At 59.3% G+C, this 19,396-nt stretch carries 15 protein-coding genes; 5 read left to right on the top strand and 10 right to left on the bottom strand.

What is annotated here, in order from left to right; translation table 11 throughout:
- Positions 1-215 precede the first annotated feature (215 nt).
- Together EV679_RS09525 and EV679_RS09520 are read right to left on the bottom strand one after the other, a co-directional pair.
- Complete coding sequence (locus EV679_RS09525; protein ID WP_130487045.1) at positions 216-2,867, bottom strand: hypothetical protein; 2,652 nt, start codon at positions 2,865-2,867, stop codon at positions 216-218.
- A 163-nt stretch (positions 2,868-3,030) separates the two neighbouring features.
- Positions 3,031-4,287 (bottom strand): hypothetical protein, encoded by a 1,257-nt coding sequence (locus EV679_RS09520; RefSeq protein ID WP_130487044.1) that lies wholly within the window; start codon positions 4,285-4,287, stop codon positions 3,031-3,033.
- 347 nt (positions 4,288-4,634) lie between these two features.
- Between EV679_RS09520 and EV679_RS09515 the strand changes: the two genes are divergently transcribed.
- Positions 4,635-5,111, top strand: a complete 477-nt coding sequence (locus tag EV679_RS09515) for a hypothetical protein (RefSeq protein ID WP_068372327.1) — start codon at positions 4,635-4,637, stop codon at positions 5,109-5,111.
- Positions 5,112-5,142: 31 nt separating this feature from the next.
- On the opposite strand, the gene EV679_RS09510 is transcribed toward EV679_RS09515, so the two are convergent.
- A complete protein-coding gene (locus EV679_RS09510) occupies positions 5,143-5,559 on the bottom strand; it encodes a helix-turn-helix domain-containing protein (RefSeq protein ID WP_068372330.1) in 417 nt (138 codons plus the stop codon).
- Positions 5,560-5,699: 140 nt separating this feature from the next.
- Here EV679_RS09510 and EV679_RS09505 point away from each other — a divergent pair, with 140 nt between their 5' ends.
- The 3 genes from EV679_RS09505 to EV679_RS09495 all read left to right on the top strand — a co-directional run bounded on the left by EV679_RS09505 (position 5,700) and on the right by EV679_RS09495 (position 11,719).
- The gene (locus EV679_RS09505; protein ID WP_083969648.1) at positions 5,700-8,354 is read left to right on the top strand and encodes a FepA family TonB-dependent siderophore receptor; all 2,655 of its coding nucleotides are present in this window, start codon (positions 5,700-5,702) and stop codon (positions 8,352-8,354) included.
- 154 nt (positions 8,355-8,508) lie between these two features.
- Entirely contained in the window at positions 8,509-11,145 is a 2,637-nt protein-coding gene (locus EV679_RS09500) for a [protein-PII] uridylyltransferase (protein WP_130487043.1), read from the top strand.
- A gap of 94 nt (positions 11,146-11,239) precedes the next feature.
- On the top strand, positions 11,240-11,719 hold the full coding sequence (locus EV679_RS09495) for a disulfide bond formation protein B (RefSeq protein WP_127774204.1): 480 nt from the start codon (positions 11,240-11,242) through the stop codon (positions 11,717-11,719).
- Here the strand turns inward: EV679_RS09495 and EV679_RS09490 are convergent, their stop codons facing one another.
- Positions 11,720-12,214 (bottom strand): Lrp/AsnC family transcriptional regulator, encoded by a 495-nt coding sequence (locus tag EV679_RS09490; RefSeq protein WP_130487042.1) that lies wholly within the window; start codon positions 12,212-12,214, stop codon positions 11,720-11,722.
- Between the two features lie 129 nt (positions 12,215-12,343).
- On the opposite strand from EV679_RS09490, the gene EV679_RS09485 reads away from it, so the two are divergent.
- Positions 12,344-13,261 carry an EamA family transporter gene (locus tag EV679_RS09485; protein ID WP_130487041.1) on the top strand — a complete coding sequence of 306 codons (918 nt, stop codon included), beginning with the start codon at positions 12,344-12,346 and terminating at the stop codon, positions 13,259-13,261.
- A gap of 67 nt (positions 13,262-13,328) precedes the next feature.
- Here the strand turns inward: EV679_RS09485 and EV679_RS09480 are convergent, their stop codons facing one another.
- From EV679_RS09480 to livH, 6 genes are all read right to left on the bottom strand, one after another.
- The gene (locus EV679_RS09480; RefSeq protein ID WP_130487040.1) at positions 13,329-14,381 is read right to left on the bottom strand and encodes a hemin-degrading factor; all 1,053 of its coding nucleotides are present in this window, start codon (positions 14,379-14,381) and stop codon (positions 13,329-13,331) included.
- Positions 14,382-14,547: 166 nt separating this feature from the next.
- A complete protein-coding gene (gene epsC, locus EV679_RS09475) occupies positions 14,548-15,522 on the bottom strand; it encodes a serine O-acetyltransferase EpsC (RefSeq protein ID WP_068372345.1) in 975 nt (324 codons plus the stop codon).
- 213 nt (positions 15,523-15,735) lie between these two features.
- Entirely contained in the window at positions 15,736-16,437 is a 702-nt protein-coding gene (locus tag EV679_RS09470; protein WP_068372348.1) for an ABC transporter ATP-binding protein, read from the bottom strand.
- Positions 16,437-17,204, bottom strand: coding sequence for a high-affinity branched-chain amino acid ABC transporter ATP-binding protein LivG (livG, locus tag EV679_RS09465; RefSeq protein ID WP_068372351.1), 768 nt, complete (start codon positions 17,202-17,204; stop codon positions 16,437-16,439). Before livG ends, EV679_RS09470 begins: the two co-directional genes overlap by 1 nt.
- A complete protein-coding gene (locus EV679_RS09460; protein WP_130487039.1) occupies positions 17,201-18,424 on the bottom strand; it encodes a high-affinity branched-chain amino acid ABC transporter permease LivM in 1,224 nt (407 codons plus the stop codon). Before EV679_RS09460 ends, livG begins: the two co-directional genes overlap by 4 nt.
- A complete protein-coding gene (livH, locus tag EV679_RS09455) occupies positions 18,424-19,347 on the bottom strand; it encodes a high-affinity branched-chain amino acid ABC transporter permease LivH (RefSeq protein WP_068372357.1) in 924 nt (307 codons plus the stop codon). Before livH ends, EV679_RS09460 begins: the two co-directional genes overlap by 1 nt.
- Between the last annotated feature and the right edge of the window lie 49 nt (positions 19,348-19,396).

Raw genomic sequence — 19,396 nt, 5'->3', positions numbered from 1 at the left:
ATATCCGTCAGGCGGGGGGATGCCGATATAGATAAAAATAACAATGAGTCGTATTTTTATCATCTTATAAACCTGAAACATTCGAAGGCACTGATACAGGGCAGGTTATTGAAGAATTTACTTTAATAAACCAGCCTTGCAGCCAGAAGCAGGCTTGGCGGCCTCAAGCCTGCTTTCCATGCACCCCAAGGTTGGCTGGAACGTCCAATAAGAGGTCAGTCGGATCCCACCACAGGCGTATCCCTGGCATCAGAGCCGAACATCAGGCCATACGCGATACCCTTTGATTCATCGTTCGAATCCAAGTAATAGCGATACGCCATGACGGCTTCGTTGGTGTCGGTCAGGAACAAGGCGGAGTCGGCATGCCCGCCCTCTCCCCAGCCGCTGGTGAAAGAAAAACCGCGATTGCCGCCCGCTTGAACCCCCTGATGGTTACGAGCATAAAACGCACCGTTTTCATAGCCGTAGGCTTGAACGCCCGCAGTCCCAGTCGGGTTGTCACTATGCCGGCAGGTTTGCACTGAGTGCGTCAACGCAAAATCGTTGAATGTCAGATTGGTGAATCTGTAGCCCGTGGCTTCGCCGGTTACGATCAACCCGCGCACAATCAGATGCGGCATCTCGCGACGAAACTCAGCGGCGTTATCCATGTTGTAACCAGGCAGAAAATCTCCGGTTTCCCTATTGCGGTACACCCCATCTACATAGAAATAGTCTTCGCATAGGAAGTAAGCCTGCCCTGCAACACCTTGCCAGGCCATGATGTCTCGCGGCAAATACGCATATCGGTTGATGCGCGTTGGCCATCCGGTACGGGTTTTCATCGGCGCAGCATTATTGGCGTGTGCAAGAGCGACATAACTATTTCCAGACGTAAACGTCCTGGCCCATGGGCCATCTGCCTGCTGCCAGACGGCATTCTGTTGCCCATGGGCGGCCGGTGCGCTCTCCAGGGCGATGCCCCTGCCGGATTTGCCGCCTACCTTGTCATTCAGATGAAAGGCATAGGCGATCACCAGGCGGTTATCTGCATCCAGATAGAAATCTGCGTGGCCCGAGAGTCCATTTCGATTGAAATTGCCCTGGGCATCCAGCGGACTTTTCAGCGGTGTGCCTATGCCGCTCAGCACGGCATATACAGCGCCATCTGCAACCTCGAAGGTCAAATCCAGGTTGGTCGTTATCCGATTGCAGGTATTCATCACATGCCGGACGTCCTTGGTGCTACGTCCTAGCCGCCCGGCCGCATCCAGTTTACGCAAGCTATCGTGCAACAGAAAGGTTGTATTGGCATCCAGCAGGCCGTCCATTTCAAGCGGCCAGTCACTCATCATGGTGTCCATGTCGCATACAGCGAAAGCCACATCCTTGTAGGCCACGCTGCGTGTCACCCGGCGGAACTGACCTGTCTCATCCTGGGGCCGGAACCAGGCCAGCTTGTTGAAGCGCCGTGCCGCCGCGTAAGGCTTGCTGCTGCCGTCTGCCTCCACGGAATGCCAATGAGGCGTCCGGGTGAAATCGGTGGACACGATTTCACCGGGTGCATTGGTACGCAGCCCCACATGGCTGCCTGAAGCATCACGGTAGCGGTATAGAGCCAGCAAATGGCCTTGCCGGTTATGGAAAAGGCGCACTTTGCCAGACGCAGTGGCATCCCCGAAGCTGCCATCCTCAGCAACGTCATAGCTTTTTTGCTGGGCGATGATGACTTGAGTACGCTGGTTGCTTACCTTCACCTGCAATGCCATCTCATTGCCGGGCTGGCAACCGTCCAGCGCACGCGCCAGATTTGCATCAGCGACAGCCGCCGCTTGTGGCGCCAATGCCTGAGCATGGCGCAGATAGAACACCTGGTTATCCGCCAGCGCAGGCTGGCCAGGGTCCGCCACCAAATGATTGGCCGGCTGGCTGCAGACAACATACGCGATATCAGCAATTCCCTGGGCATAGCTGGCATCGCTCCCTACGGGCAACAGCGTGGGCGACAAGGGTTCCATGGCGTGTTCCAGCATATAGCCCAATGGCTGCCGGTCAGCATCCAGCACCGGGTGATAATCCAGCAAGGTGCGTTTCAACTGCGCATTCCAGGACTGATAGCCACTGCTATAGCGATTACTGACACCGGTGCTCTGCGCGCCCTGCCCTTGGTCGAACAGCACGACACGCCCGAATTTGCTACTGCCCCTATCCAGATAATGCATAGAGATGACTGCTGCCAGCTGGCCGCTTTGTGGATGGCGGTAGAACTGTACATGACCGCTATTCTGGCCGCGGTTTTCATAGCCGTAGCTGCCTGAATAACGGCCATTCGCGTCTATGGCATAACTGCCGAATTTCAATACACCAGCAACACTGGTAATGCGGCGGCCAAGGTAACCGCTGTCTTCGGTGCTTAAGGCCGCGGCATCGTCGCAACTGACCAGCAAAGGGTCGGCCAAGATAAAGTCCGGCGGCAAGTCGCCTGCGGCAATCGGCGGACCATAGGCCAGTATGGCATTCTGCTTGGCCGTCGCCGAGTTGACGCGTGTACTGGATCCGCACAGGGTATAGATCAATCCCGACAGCCCGGCATATTCCCGGACGCCTTCCACCTTGCCGCTGCCAACCTTTAAAAATTCGATTGGACGCCCTGGATCTTCTTCGTCGAAGCTGAGTTCATAAGAGCGCGCCACACCCTGGGCATCGTAGAGATCCCTGGGCTCAAAGACACTGTGCCAGCCCTCATATTGCGAACTTTCAATGGCCAGATCATTATTCTCTGGATCGCTGACACTGCAAGCCGCCAACATGCTGCAGACCAGCAGCATGCCCATGGATCGTTTGAAATTTGGCCGCAAGCGGGCCTTGTCGCTCATACAAGGCATGGGGGAAAGCCATACAGGCGTGCCAAGCCGCCGGGCACGCGACCGCACACGCCCCGGCAGGGAAAGATGAACCATTTTGTATTCTCCGTGCATCGCCGCTGGAACCACCTTGGCAAACGGCGCGCTGACGCCGAAAAGCCGATGCCTTCCGGCCTGCGTCTGCTTAGTGCGCCCGTGGCACCAGCCTGCCTTGCTCCAGGCTCAGCGTAGGGTCATAACGCTTGTTCAATTCATTGGTCACGGATTGCATCCAGTGCCTGGCAGAGCCGAATGTCATCGAATTGCTTCTCCCGGTATAGGACCAGACGGCATTTTTTGTATAAGTTGCCAGACTGGATAGATTCGAAACGTCCGCCGCCTCATCGGCCGCCCATTTTTCCTGTATATCCGTATATTTTTTTGCCACTAATGAAATATAGTGATCGGTGTTCGGGTCTTGCGCAGCATTCTCAATATATTCATTTAGAAAGGCCAGGCCTTCCGTCAGGCTGGGATTGTTAATTGTTGTATCAGTTGGCACATTGATAACAAACCAATCATTTTCCTTCCACTGAACCAGACATTGCATACTTTCAGTACGCACATTGGGCACCTTGCTACCTTTCTTCGCAATGGAAAAACGATTCTGACACATCAAAGGGTAAGTTTCGTTTATTTTCATCAATACGTCCGAATCGTAAATCATGAAGCCCGTGTAAACAGAATCCCCCAGATCGAAACTACTTCCATTGCTGCCATAATAATTGGTACTCCAGTCGCCCTGAGTAAAGTAGCGCCCACTTAAAGAATAGCCTCCACGTAAATTCTCAGATGTATCGGTTTTGAATAAAACAGCCTCATCAATTGCCCAGCCGTCCCGATATACACTAGGACTCCGTGATATTTGCCTTACATCTTGCGACAGGATAATGAAAGGCAAATTCAGGTGAATTTCATTCACCCCTTCGGATTCATTTCGTTTTCTTTGAACACGTGGATAGCCCACTAGTATGGCACCGTAATCTGCGACGAAGGCACGCCCTAATTCATCAAGCTTCAATGCGGATTCACGTGTTTCATAAAAAAAGGAGGCACCTGCTGCCTTTAAAGCAGGATATGGCATTGCATAATATCCATCAAGATAAACAAAGCTGCGGGTGCTTAACTCCGCGGGAATACAATCTTCCTCGCACATCACAATCTTCGGCGGATCAATATAAGACTCCAGCTTCCAATCTCCCAGCTTGCTGATATCCCCCACGCCCAATTGCTCGACACAATCGCCAGCAACAGCCTGACAAGCGCCGACGCTGACCGGTGCTGCCGGTTCTTCCTGGCCAGGTTCAATGGGATTAGCGGTCTCTCCTTCTCCACCACCGCCACATCCGTGCAGCGCCAATGCGGCAACACTGGTCGCTGCCAATCGAGTGAGATAAGACATTTCGAGTTTCTCCGGTAGGGGTTTCAGCCACAGCGCATCCAGCGCTCATGGCGTCACAACGAAACGTATTATCATTATTACGATTGAATATTGAAATCGTAAAACCGATAGCGGCAGGAAAAAGGGAAAACTCTTTCGATGTTGCCCGGTTACCCACTAGGAAAACTCCAGGCATGCGCACGGAGTGCCCGCAAACCGCGGAAGAAAAAATATACTGTACGAAATTACAGCACCCTGAGCGGGGCACAACATCTTCGCACCAGCCGCTGGCTGTTCTTGCCGCCCATGCAACCGCTCCATGCAACCGCTATCACCCTGCCCCAAAACCTACAGGCAAAGAGGCCGCCATGATCAAGCCGCTGCCGTCAGTCAAACCTCGCCGCTCCCGGCAAAGGGTATCGCCTGCCGCCCATCGCCGCCATTTGTCCGCAAGTTCTTGCATACGCAGCCGTGATGACCTCTCGTTTACCCGCCGGGATGCCAGCGGCCGCCTGGTCAACTGGATGGTGCCGCAACGTGCCGGGGAATGGCATGTGCACTATGGCATAGGGGAAAGCTGGTTCGACGAGGTCGTGCAACTGGCGCGCCATGACCCGGAGGAAGCCTACACAGCGTTGCGCATGGCTGGCCCTTTGTTGCTGCCTTATATGAATTTTGGCCACGCGGAAGGTTTCTTCAACCGCATGGCGCAGTGGGCGGTAGGCGGCATACTGGCCGCCGATGGCCAGCTTGCCCTGCCCTTCGAACTGCCCTCACTGGGCGAAGCCGTGCACCCCGGGATGGCGTTTTATCGTCAGCCGCCGCCAGATTCGAGCATCGGATAGCACGCCTGGCACTTCCGCTTGCCGGGCTGGCCTAGCTGTTTTTATCGGTGGTCGCGCTTGCGACTGCCGCCACCAGGCCGTCCACAATCCCGGCCAGTGAACCCGCCCATTCCGGCAACGGTTCTTTTGAGCGCCGCAATACCAGTTGCGCCAGCTTGCGCTGCGCTTCACTGGCGCTGTCGTAATGATCCAGCAGATCATCTTGCTCAGGCGTCAACGGGAACCGGCTGCTGGCGCTGGCTTCCTCATGCTTCACGCCGTGCAGCAGCCAGCGGATCGGGACCCGGTACAACTCCGCCAGACGAGGAATGAAAGTGGATGTCGGCTGTTCGCCAGTCTCCAGCGCAGACAACGTGGATTGCGCCATGCCAGCCCGGTCAGCTGCCTGCTTTTGCGAATAGCCCGCTTCCAGCCTGGCGTCGCGCAGGCGTTGTCCAAACTTGGTCATATCGGAATCCTGATCGAAATTTCCGAAATCATTGATATCGGGATTCTGATAGGAACAAAAGCCGCAATGGCGATTGGATGATAATCATTATTCCGATAGCATGAAGAACGCAATCCAGTTGAGAAACGTTCCGGTCCATCATGCCATCCACCACGCCTTCGCTCCCTACTGCCCTTCCTCTGTTCAAGTCCTTCGCCGCGCTGGCTGCCGTTACCGCGATGATTGGGAGTGCGCCTCCGGTACGGGCTCAGCCCACAACCGGTACACATGGAAACGCCAGCCCTGCCCTCCTGCCGAATGCAGACACCAGACCGGCTGACGCCGCGACCAGAACCTCGCCCGCCAACGGCAGCCCGGTTAGCGAGCTTGAAAGCGTTACCGTGGAAGGCCTGTACGAACGACGTCAGACTACCGGGCAATCGGTCATATCCGCGCAGGACATACGCAAAATGCCGGTGACCAACGACCTGGCCGAAATCATCCGCAAGCAACCCGGGGCGGCGCTGACAACCGCTTCCACCTCAGGCCAGTACGGCAACAAGCGGCAGATATCGCTGCGCGGCATGGGGCCTGAAAATACCCTGATCCTGATCGACGGACGCCCGGTCCTGAGCCGCAACGCCGTCCGCATGGGCTGGCGCGGGGACCGCAATACGCGTGGCGACACCAATTGGATACCGGCAGAGATGGTGGACTCCATACGCGTGATACGCGGGCCTGCCGCCGCCATCTACGGCAATGGTGCCGCCGGCGGTGTGGTGAACATCATTACAAAGAAAGCCGGCGAAACCTGGAGTACCGCGCTTTCCACGACCCAGACACGACCACAGGATGGCAAGGAAGGCGATGGACAGCGCTACAACTTCAGCTTGATGGGCCCCCTTACCGACTCCCTGTCCCTGCGTCTTTATGGCAATTACAACCGCATTGAGGAAGATGCCTGGGACATCAACCGCGAACACGAAGGCGAGCGCAGCGAGCTGCTCAACGGAACGCATTGCGATGTTTACGGCAACCACTGCCGCACGGGCTATTACTCCTACGTGAAAACCTTTACCGCCGGGCGCGAAGGCCTGGTCAACAAGGATGGCGACATCCTGTTGAGCTGGCGTCCGTCCGCGCGCCAGACGCTCAGCGCCGGATTCAGCTACGGCCGGCAGGACAACCTCTACTCGGGGGAAGCCGCCTACAACAATATCCAGAACGGACAGATTGTCATCGACGGCTTCAAGGACCCGCGCTACAGCCAGTACGGCGGCAAGCAGGTCTATTACATGGGCACGGACGTATCCGAACTGCTGGGTACGACCACAAACAGCACGACACGCAAAGCCTATGCCCTGAGCCACGATCTCCAGTGGGAGCGCGCCAGCGTGCGCAGCTTCCTGCAAGTGGAAGAAACCGATATCAACCGGCTTGTCGAAGGCCTGGCCGGCGGTGGCGCCGGTTCTCTGCTTTCCAGCACGACCAGCATCAGTCAGAAGGCAATGACCTCCAGAACCCGCAGCAACTTGCGCACCACGACACTGAAAAGCGAATGGGCACTGCCGTTTTCCCTATTGGGTACTGGGCATTTTCTGACAGCCGGCGTTGAATATCAGCATAGCCGCCTCAACGACCCGGAATCCATGTCCCAGAGCCTGGCGAACCTGAAGTTCAGTTTCAATGTCCCGGGGTTTGACCCCGATATCGAACGCAGCCCGCAGACCTCGGCATCGATATGGTCGGTCTTTCTTGCCGATGAAATCGAACCCTGGGCCGGCATGCTGATTACGCCTGCCATTCGTTACGACCACCACAGCCTGATAGAAAGCGCCATCAGCCCTTCCCTGAACCTGCAACAGGCGGTTGGCGGCGGCATGACGCTGCATGCCGGCATCGGCCAGACATACAAGGCGCCCAACCTGTACCAGCTCAATCCCAATTACCTGCTGTATAGCAATGGCAATGGCTGCTTCCACTTGCAGCGCCGCTCGTATTCCGGTCAGGAGCAGGTATTCCGTTCACCCTGCTTCCTTCAAGGCAATGACAGGCTCAAGCCAGAGGCCAGCATCAACATGGAACTAGGGATCGAATATCAGGGGGAACGCCTGTCCGGCACCTTGACCTATTTCCGCAATGATTACCGTAACCGCATCGAAGCCGGTACCAACCGGCGCCATTCCGAAAATACCTATACGCAGGACGGCCTGCTGGATCTACTGAGCATTGATATCTATCGCTGGGTCAATGTCCGCAAGACACTGCTTGAAGGCCTGGAAGGTTCCGTGCAATGGGACATCACCGACAGCCTGCAATGGACCAATGCCTTCAGCTACATGCATCGCTTCGAAACCTACGACAAGGACCTGAGCAACGCCTACTACACGGCCGCGCTGGATAACACCATCAACGCGGCGCGTGCCGCCGACCTGATTGCCGTGTTGCCCCGCTATACATTGGTCAGCAATCTGAACTGGCAGGCTACACCGGCGCTGATGCTGTCCCTGACCGGCAGTTTCTACGGCACGCAAAAGCCAGCGCAACTCAATGAGCACAACATATCGGAAGGTTTTTATGCCCGCGATCTGGTCAGCGACGAGCGCAAGGCCTACATGATCCTGGATTTCGCCAGCTCATTTGAATGGAACCGGCACATCACTCTCTCCGCGGGCATCAAGAATGTGCTGGACCGACGCCTGTATCGTCTCGGCAATGCCACCAGCTACAACACCGCAGCCGTCCGGGGGGCTGGCGCCAATACCTATAATGAACCGGGACGCGCCTTCTATCTGGGCCTGAATGCACAATTTTGAGACAACGCGTGCACCGTATTGGTGAAGGTCCGTGGATAGCGCCCATGGACCTGACAATTTGTCACGCCCGCGCCAAATAAGGCCTGCCGAGGATCGGCGCTAGCCACCACACTGCTTTATGATGGCAGTCATGTCGCGCCCGGAACCTGCCATCATGCCAGCCCAGCCAGACCTTTCCCAGATCAAGGAGCGGCTGCTCACGCGCCGCGCCGCCGCCATCGCGTCCTATCGTGAACACCGCCGTCCTGATGACTTGCTGCACGAACTGCGGCGTATCGTGGACCAAGGCTTGCGGCAACTCGCAAAGATTTGCCCCCTGCCCGCCGATGCCGCTCTGGCTGCCGTCGGCGGTTACGGCCGCGGCGAGCTTTACCCGTTTTCCGATGTCGACCTGCTGTTGCTGCTGCCCCATGCGGCAAGCGCTGAAGACGAGGAAAAACTGTCGCACTGGGTGGCTGCACTCTGGGACATTGGCCTCGAACCCGGGCACAGCGTGCGCACCGTGGAAGAATGCTGCAAGGAAGCCGCCAGCGACATCACGATCGAAACCTCTCTGCTGGAGTCCCGTTTTCTTTTGGGCAACCGCAGCCTGATGCGGCGCTTTGAAGAAGCCATTCAGCAGCAACTGGACCCGCGCCGCTTTTTCCAGGACAAACAGCTAGAAATGGAGCAGCGCCACAGCCGTTATCAGGACACGCCCTACGCGCTGGAACCGAATTGCAAGGAATCCCCTGGCGGCCTGCGTGATCTGCAAGTCATTCTCTGGATGGCCAAGGCCGGCGGCTTCGGCGACAACTGGCGCGCCATTGCCCGCAACGGCTTGTTGACGGACACAGAAGCCCGCGACCTGCGCCGCGCCGAGCTCGCCTTCAAGGAACTACGCATCGAACTGCACCTGATCGCAGGGCGCCGTGAAGACCGGGTGCTGTTCGATTACCAGGCCAGGCTGGCGGAAGTCTATAGCATCGGGCCCAATGGCATGCGGCGCGGCAGCGAAGTCCTGATGCAGCGTTATTACTGGGCAGCGCGCCTGGTGACGCAGCTCAACACCATCCTGGTGCTGAATATCGAGCAGCGGCTGTTTCCGCCCGCCTCGCATGTCTCCGTGCCCATCGACGAGGACTTCGACAACGAGAATGGCCGCCTGGCTATCCACCGCCACGATGCCTTCGAGCGCAAGCCGGCTCTGCTGCTGCGCGCCTTTCTGTGCCTGCAGCAGCACCCTGAGCTCAACGGCATGACGGCCGCTACCCTGCGCGCCATCTGGCACAACCGGGACCGCATAGACGCCCAGTACCGCCGCAATCCCGTGAATCGGCGCCTGTTCCTGCAAATCCTGCAGCAGCCCAGGGGCATCGTGCATGCCTTGCGAGCCATGACCATGCTGAACATCTTGCCGCGATACCTGCCGGTGTTCCGGCGTATCGTCGGGCAGATGCAGCATGACCTGTTTCACGTCTATACCGTCGATCAGCATACGTTGGCTGTCATCCGATATCTGCGGCGCTTTACGATGGCAGAACATGCCCAGGAATATCCGTTGGCCAGCCAACTGATCGCCACCCTGGACCGTCATTGGCTGCTGTATGTTGCCGCGCTCTTCCATGACATTGCCAAAGGGCGCGGTGGCGACCACTCAGAATTGGGCGCACGTGACGTCAGGCGGTTTGCCATCGAGCACGGCCTGGACGCCGAAGATGCCGACCTGGTCGAATTCCTGGTCCGGCAGCATTTGCTGATGTCCACCGTCGCCCAGAAGCGCGACCTGTCAGATCCTGACGTCATCCGCGATTTTGCGCAGCAAGTCGGTACTGTCCGGCGCCTGAAGGCCTTGTACCTGCTGACGGTGGCAGATATCCGGGGCACCAGCCCCAAAGTCTGGAACGCCTGGAAAGGCAAGTTGCTTGAAGACTTGTACTACCGTACCCGCGAAGCGCTGGGCGGCAAGGACCCGGGAGATATAGATGCCGCGCTGGCCCGCCGGCGCCAAGCGGCGATCTCCATGACGCAGGCGGCCGGTCTGGCAGAAGAAGCCAGGGAGAATTTCTGGAAACAACTGGACGTGGCCTATTTCCTGCGTCACGATGCCGATGAAATCGCCTGGCATGCCATCCAGTTGCATGACCATATCGCCGACGCCCAAAGCATTGTGCGTGCACGCCCCGCTACCGGGGACGAAGGCTTGCAGATACTGGTCTACACACCGGACAGCAATGATCTGTTCATGGCGCTTTGCGCCTATTTCGACGCCAGCAACTTCAGCATCCAGGATGCTCGCATCCATACCACACGCCAGGGGTGGGCGCTGGATAGCTTCATCGTCCTGTCCGCCTTTCCGGAACACGATCTGCAGGCCCAGGCTCGTCATGTCGAGAAAGAACTGACGGCCTGGCTATCCCGACGCCGCCACGAGGACTTGGCCGCGCCGTCATGCGCGTTGCGGGGCAACCTGCGGCAATCGCGCCGTTCGCAGGCATTCCCGCTACGCCCGCATATCGAACTGCAACCCGACGAGCGCAGCCAGTCCTGGCGCCTGAGCCTGGTCGCAACCGACCGTCCCGGCCTGCTGCATGACCTGGCCCAGGTATTCAGCCGACATGAAATCAACCTTCAGACTGCGAAAATCATGACGCTGGGGGAACGCGTGGAAGATATTTTTGTCATTGATGGGCCTGCGCTGGAAAGCCCTCGCAGCCAAATGCGTTTCGAGCGAGATTTGCTGGACATGCTGGGAGGACGGTCCCAGCCGCCCAGGCAGGACAGTTCGGAAAGCCTGCCCGTGGCGGTCTGACATACCATCATGGGCCCTCCCGTCTTGAGCCTTGGGACAGTTCTCCAGGCCACTCGTTTCCCGCACCACTGATTCATCCACCTTCTTGCTTGATATGAAACCGACCTCCCGCTGTCTCCTGCTTCTCGTGGCATTCCTGTCGTTCGCCGCCGTTGGCGTCGCCTTGATCTCACAGTATGCCTTCGGCCTGCAGCCCTGCGCCTGGTGCTCCATGCAGCGCCTGATTTACCTGGTGCTGGGTGCATTCGCGCTGGTCGGCGCGCTGATGCCTGGCCAGGGCGTGTCGCGTCGTATTGCCGCGGCCATTGCCGCGTTGCTGGGTATTGCGGGCGTTATCGCAGCCTGGTACCAGCATTCCGTCGCGGCGCAAATGTTCTCTTGCGACAGAACGTTTGCCGACCGCCTGATGGTTGATTCCGGCCTGGAAGAAGGCATTACCTGGCTCTTCGGCATCTACGCGTCATGCATGGACGCGACTGCCTACATCTTTGGCATCGAGTATGCGATCTGGAGCCTGGTGCTGTTTGCCCTGATGACGCTTGCGCTGGTTTGGTCGATATTCAAACGCCATTGATCAGCGTGCCAGCGGTACCTGCAGTCCCAGCTTCAGGCACCCCAGCGCAACTGATGTCCGGAAGCGGCGCACGTTATCGTCGCCACCAAACAGGCGCTCGGTGATGGCTTCGAAATCCGCCATGGTCGCGGCGGTCAGCACCAGCAGGTAGTCGGCTTCGCCGGTAATGCTGTAGCACTGCTGTACCGCAGGCTCCGCCTGAATGCGCGCGCGCAGGCCTGCCGTGCGGGCCGGCTGCTCGTCATGCACATGCACTTCCACCATGATGGTCAACGGACGCCCCAGCCGGCTGGCGTCCAGAACGGCGGTCTCGGCCAGGATGATCCCGCTTTCTCGCAAACGCCTGATGCGCCGTTGCACCGCGGGTGCAGACAAGTGCACGGCCTGCGCGATTTCACGCTGGGAAATGGTGTTGTCGCGTTGCAGGATGTCGAGAATCGCCAGGTCGAAGTCATCCAGCGCTGCGGCCGCAGGACTGTGCAGCGGGCTGGACATAACAGGTACAGCCCTGCCGGGCATGGCATTTTTTGGGATGGAATCAGTGGCGCTCATATCGAGTGGAAGTTGCGTCAATGGACATTAATTAGAGCCGATATTTCCAGCACGGCGCAATAAAATTGCGGCATGTCACGCTCACGCTATGCCTCGTTCCTGCCATTGCTGGCCATTCTCGGTTCCGTCGCCTGCCTCGCCATAGGCACGTCGTTCGCCAAGCGCCTGCTGTTTCCCCTGGTCGGGGCCCAGGGCACGACAGCCGTGCGCGTCGGGTTTGCCGCTTTGTTGCTGCTTTTGTTCTGGCGCCCCTGGCGTTGGCAGATCACGCGCCGCGATGCCCAGGCCATCGTGTTCTATGGCCTTGCGCTGGGTGCGATGAATCTTTGCTTCTACATGGCCTTGCGCACCATTCCCTTCGGCATTGCCGTGGCCATCGAGTTTTCCGGGCCTTTGTCCATTGCCTTGCTGGCTTCGCGGCGCTTGCAGGATTTTCTGTGGGTGGCGCTGGCGGTAGGTGGGCTCTGGTTATTGCTGCCGCTGGGCCATGATGTCAGTGGGCTGGACCCGACCGGGGTGATGTTCGCACTGGCTGCCGCCCTTTTCTGGGCCACCTATATCTTGTTCGGCAAGCGCGTGGGCCATCTACATGCCGGCTTATCCGTGCCGTTCGGCCTGGCGGTTGCTACCCTGCTGGTTGTGCCGGTCGGCGTCGCGCATGCTGGCAGCGCGCTGCTGTCGCCCTGGGTGCTGCTGGTCGGGCTGGGCGTGGCACTGGTATCCAGCGCCATACCCATGATGCTGGAGATGGTTGCGCTCAAACGGCTGCCACCCCAGGCTTTCGGCATCATGATCAGCATGGAGCCCGCTGTCGCTGCGCTGCTGGCTTTGGTGCTGCTGGATGAATACCTGAGCCCCGCCCAATGGTTGGCCATCAGCATGATCATGGCGGCCTCCATGGGCAGCGCCTATTCCGCGCATCAGCAACGGCGCAAGCTGCACCCGGCCGATCACATGGCGACGCCGCTACCGGCCGCGCCCGACAAATAAAAAACCTGGAAAGCCCGACAGGCCTTCCAGGTTCAGCCAGCAACCGCCCGAAGCGGGCGGACAACCATCAGGCAGCCAGGGGTTCAGGCGCCAGGGACACCAGCAAATCGCGCCAGGCGGCCAGCTCAGGCTTGCCTGGTTTGCGGGCGCCGAAGAACTGGGCAATGATCTCGCCGTTGTCGGCATAGAGCTCCAGTGAGGTCACCCAGCCGTCGCTGGTGGGCTTGTTGACGATCCATGCCGAGGCAATCGCCGAGGTCTTCAGGTGCAGGTTGAAGTCAGGGTCCAGCACGTTGTACCAGTCGCCCATGGCCTTCAGGTTTTTCACCGGACCGCTGTGGATCTGGATCATGCCATGGTTGCCAACGAAGCACATGATTTCCGTACCCGCTGCGGCCGAACCTTCCAGCACGCGTTGCAACGTGTCGGCCGGCACTTCCTGGGCCAGGTCCTTGCCCGCTGCACGCAGCGCGCCCAGGCGGCTGACCTTGAAGCGCTTGAGCAGCGGGAAGAATTCGTGCGTGTCCTTCATTGCCAGCCAGTCGGTGCGCAGGGCAGCGGGATCGCTCACGGTTTCCGGTTCCACCGGCTTTTCGATGGTGGAAATCGCAGGCCAGACCGGCTCGGCGGCGCGGAACTTGGCAACCAGTGCCTCATAGGCCTGAACGTCGCTTTGCGGCTGCAGGTAGACTTTATGCACGGCGACGCCGGCGCGGTCGAAGAACTGCAGGCTGCGCAACTCGCCCTGCTTGACGTCCCAGGCCGAGGCCCAGTCCTTGAAGAACACGCGCAGGTCGATGTCCGGTCCGAGCACCAGACCAACCGGGCCTTCGGCCTTGACGTCCAGATAGCTGCCCTTGCGCTCGTGCACGCACCAATCGTTGCGCGTCAGCGCCATCACACGGCCCAGGCTGCCCAGTTCACGGAACACATCCTGGGGACGTTCGTAGGACAGCATGGTGCTTTCGACGCCGCCGGCACCAGCCGCCACCAGCTCAACTTCGGTCACGCCAAGTTCTGCCGCCATGTCGCGGGCGCGGAGTTGCGGACGCGCCTGCTTGAGTTCGTCGTAACGGGCGCGCAGAGCCTGCGCGCGAGAGGAAAAATCAGTATTGGTCATAGGATTTCCTGAAACAAACATGGCTGGGATGGCCCGGAATGTGCCTACCCCGGTCTAGCAATGGGCAAGCTGGCATGCCAGCCCTGCCCGTCAGATGGAATGGCAGCATTCTACCCAAGTAATCGCTGCCGGCGGCCCGGTGACGGGATGTCGGCAGCATCAAGTTTCATTCCTTGCGCGCGTTTTCCGCTTCTGCGTTGATCGCGCTGGCTTGGGTAATGTTGCTGCCGGGCGGCACGCTGTGCGTCAGCCAGACATTGCCGCCGATGATGGACGCCCGCCCCACGGTAATGCGTCCCAGCACGGTCGCGCCGGCATAGACCACCACGTCGTCCTCGAGGATGGGATGGCGCGGCAGGCCTTTCTTCAGAGCGCCGTCCGGCGTTGCCGGGAAGCGTTTGGCACCCAGCGTAACCGTCTGGTAGAGCCGGACACGTTCACCGATGATCGTCGTTTCGCCGATGACCACGCCCGTGCCATGGTCGATGAAGAAGCTGCCGCCGATACGGGCGCCGGGATGGATGTCTATACCGGTATCGGCATGGGCGATTTCGGCAATGATGCGGGCCACCAGAGGCGCATCCAGTACATAGAGCACATGTGCCAGGCGATGATGGATGATGGCCTTGACGCCGGGGTAACTCAGCAATACTTCGTCCACGCTGCGTGCGGCCGGGTCACCCTGGAACGCGGCGATGACATCGGTGTCTATCATGCGCCGCACATTCGGCAGGCTGGCCGCGAATTCACGCGCCACGTGATGGGCTCGGTGGGCGAGCTCTTCACAGGGTGCGTTGCGCTGCCGAGCCAGATAGCTCAACTCAAGAAAGACCTGGCGTTCCAGCTGGCGCATGGCATTGGCCAAGGTCAGTTGAACGTAGGCGTCCTCGTTGTCTTCATGCAGGTCCAACGGACCCAGGCGCATAGGGAACAAGGCGCCGCACAGCATGTTGACGATGCCGCGAATTTCTTCCACCGAGGGGAACTCACGCGCCCCGCCCGCTTCGCGCAGGCGTCCGCTACGGCTGCGCCAATCGCGGCGCGCATCGCGCAGGCTGGAAACGATGCCCTGCAAGTCCCAGCCCGATTCTTCCAGGCATGGCGATTGCCGGATTTCCTGTTTGTCAGTCGATACACTCATGGGTATATCGCACTCCCTTTCTGCCCTTCCGGCCATGCGGCCGTCGTGGTCGTGTTGGCCATGTCGGCCATGATTGAACATTACCCCTCCAGCCTAACCGGGCCGGACGGACAAAATACCCATCGTAATGACAAGCCTGCCCCGCAAGGGCTGAAACCCTGCCGCGGGCAAGGGCAAACACAGCGGAATCAGACTGGCCTGGCCACAGGCGCATCACGCGCCAAGATAGGCCTTGCGGACTTCGTCGTTGGCCAGCAGGTTCGCGCCAGTATCGGCCAGGACAATGCGCCCATTCTCCAGCACGTAGCCACGGTCGGCCACCTGCAGCGCCTTATTGGCATTCTGCTCGACCAGGAACACGGTAATGCCCTCATCCCGTATGGTACGAATAATGTCGAATATCTGCGCAATGATCAACGGCGCCAGGCCCAGCGTGGGCTCGTCGAGCAGCAACAGCCTGGGCCGCGACATCAGTGCCCGGCCGATCGCCAGCATCTGCTGCTCGCCGCCGGACATGGTCCCCGCGCGCTGGGAGGCCCGTTCTTTCAAGCGCGGGAAGAGTTTGAAAGCATGTTCTATGCCTTCAAGCATTTCATCGCGGTTCGAGAAGAACCCGCCCATCTTCAGGTTATCGAGTACCGTCAGGTCAGGAAACACCCGCCGGCCCTCCGGCGAAATCGCAATACCGCCGCGCATGATGCGATGCGTGGGTTCCTTGCTGATGTCCCGTCCCTCGAACAGCACCTTGCCTGATGTCGCCCGGGGCGTGCCGCAGATCGTCATCAGCAGCGTGGTCTTGCCGGCGCCGTTGCTGCCGATCAGGGTGACGATTTCCCCTTTGGCCACTTCCACGCTGACACCGTCCAGCGCCTGTATGGCACCGTAATGGGTATGAATATTTTCGAGCTTGAGCATTATTCCTCGCCCAGGTAAGCCTTGATGACGCGCGGATCGTTGCGCACTTCGTCGGGCAGGCCCGTGATGATGGGCTTGCCGTGTTCCATGACCAGAATCCGGTCGGATACGCCCATCACCAGCTTCATGTCGTGTTCGATCAGCAGCACCGCCACATTGAACTCACGCCGCAAGCGGTCCACCAGGCCTTGCAATTCCACCTTTTCCTGGGGATTCAGCCCCGCGGCAGGCTCGTCGAGCATCAGCAGGCGCGGCCGCGTAATCATGCAGCGAGCAATCTCCAGGCGGCGCTGATGGCCATAGGCCAGGTTGCCGGCTTCACGGTTGGCATACTGCAGCAAGCCCATGAATTCCAGCCAGTACACAGCACGTTCCTGCGCCTGCTGCTCGGCCCGGCGGTAGGATGGCAGCTTGAGCAGGCCGCGCAGCAAGCCGTTTTCAACCTGTGTATGCTGGGCCACCAGCAGGTTTTCCAGCACGGTCAGCTGCTTGAACAGGCGGACGTTCTGGAACGTGCGCACCAGCCCGTGGCGGGCCACCTTGTGGCTGGGCAGGCCAGCGATTTCCTGGCCCAGCATGCGCACGCTGCCGCCGGACGGCCGGTAGAAGCCGCCAACGCAATTGAATACAGTCGTCTTGCCGGCGCCGTTGGGGCCGATGATGGCGAAAACTTCGTCGGGCTGGACATCGAAGGCCACGGAATCCACGGCCAGCAGACCGCCAAAACGCATGCTCAGGTTCTGGACACTCAACAGGGGCGTGCTCATTTCTGCAACTCCACGTGCGGACGTTTCACCGGCAGCAGTCCCTGCGGGCGCCAGACCATCATCAGAACCATGACCAGACCGAACAGCAACATGCGGTACTCGGCGAACTCGCGGGCGATTTCTGGCAGGATGGTCAGGATGATGGCGGCCAGAATGACGCCGATCTGCGAGCCCATGCCACCCAGCACCACCACCGCGAGGATCAGCGCCGATTCAATGAAGGTGAAGGACTCGGGATTGACCATGCCCTGCCGCGCGGCATAGAAAGCACCGCCGAAACCGGCAAACGCCGCACCCAGCGTAAAGGCGGACAATTTGATACGGGTGGGGTTAAGGCCCAGCGAGCGGCAAGCGATCTCGTCTTCCCGCAGCGCTTCCCATGCGCGTCCCACCGGCATGCGCACCAGACGGTTGGACACATACAGGGTGATCAACGCCAGTACCAGCGCCATCAGGTACAGATAGATCATCATGTGCTGGGAATCGAAGTCCCAACCCATCATCTGGTGAAAGGTCTGTCCTTCGCCCTTGATGCGGCGCGCCATCTCGTAACCGAACACCGTAGGCTTGGGTATGCCGGAAATGCCGTCAGGGCCGCCAGTCAGCGTGGTCATGTTGACCAGCAACAGGCGGATGATTTCACCGAAGCCCAGGGTGACGATGGCAAGGTAATCGCCACGCAGGCGCAGCACCGGGAACCCGAGGACGAAACCGAACAGGGCCGCCATCACCCCGGACAGCGGCAGCGCTTCCCAGAAACCCCAGCCATAGAAGTGATACAGCAAGGCGTAGGTATAGGCGCCTACGGCATAGAAGCCGACGAAACCCAGGTCCAGCAGGCCGGCAAAGCCGACGACGATATTCAGCCCCAGGCCGAGCATGATATAGATCATGACGACGGTGCCGATATCCACCTGGCTGCGGTTGCCGAAGAATGGCCAGACGATGGCCAGGAGGATCAGCAGGATGCCCAGCCAGCGTTGGCCGTTGGCCGGCAACGCCGGCATGCTGGGCGTCTTGACGCCACCGAACAAGCGGCCCAGCAGCGGCTTGAACAGGTGGAAAACGAAGACGATGCCGCAGCCCAGCAATACCAGGTCCCATTGCGGGTCCAGCGTCATGGAGGAGCCCTGGCGCACCAGTTTCAGGCCAAAGACGGGCGTGATGATCACCGCCGTCATCAACGCCGCGATGATTGCGTTCTTGAAGGAGTTTGCCATCAGACTTTTTCCACTTCCGGTTTACCCAGCAGTCCGGTAGGCCGGAACAGCAGCACCAACACCAGCAGCCCGAAAGCCACGATGTCCTTGTATTGGGAGGACAGGAATGCCGCCGCGAAGGTTTCCGCCAGCCCCAGGATCACACCCCCCAGCATCGCGCCGGGGATGCTGCCTATGCCCCCCAGCACGGCAGCCGTAAAGGCCTTGATGCCGGCGATGAAGCCGATGTAGGGATTGAGCTTGCCGATGGTGATGGCGATCAGCACGCCGCCGACCGCAGCCAGCATGGCGCCAAGCACGAAGGTGAAGGAAATGACGCGATTGGTATCAATGCCCAGCAGATTGGCCATGCGCATGTCCTGAGAGCAGGCGCGCGACGCGCGGCCCATGCGCGAATGCCGGATGAACAGCGTGAGCCCCACCATCATCACCACCGTCACGAAGATGATCAGGATGCGGGAATACGGCAGCATGACGTCGAAGCCCGACAGATGGAACTGTAAACCGCCGGAAATCAACGACGGCACAGCCATGTCGCGTGAGCCCTGGCCCAGCGCCACCCAGTTCTGCAGAAAAATGGACATACCGATCGCGGAGATCAGGGCAACCAGGCGCGGGCCGCCGCGTACCGGCCGGTATGCGATGCGTTCGACCGCAAAACCGTAGGCGCCGGTGACCGCCACCGAGACGATGAGCATGATGGCGATGATCATGTACAGCGGCATGCCGGTCTGCGTGCCGATGGCCGTCAATGTGACCAGGCCGACATAGGCACCGATCATGTAGATTTCGCCATGGGCGAAATTGATCATGCCAATGATGCCGTAGACCATGGTATAGCCAATGGCGATCAATGCGTAGATCGCGCCCAGCGACAAGCCGTTGAACAGCTGCTGGACAATTTGTGGAAGAAGGTCGGACATAGGAAAACACTCAGCCTGCGCAAGCCATCCACGCCATGCGGCGGGCGGC

Origin of the sequence: Kerstersia gyiorum (assembly GCF_004216755.1) — a bacterium.
Lineage (GTDB): Bacteria > Pseudomonadota > Gammaproteobacteria > Burkholderiales > Burkholderiaceae_B > Kerstersia > Kerstersia gyiorum.
The sequence above is the reverse complement of the archived record's forward strand: the minus strand, read 5'-3'. Positions and strand labels throughout refer to the sequence as shown.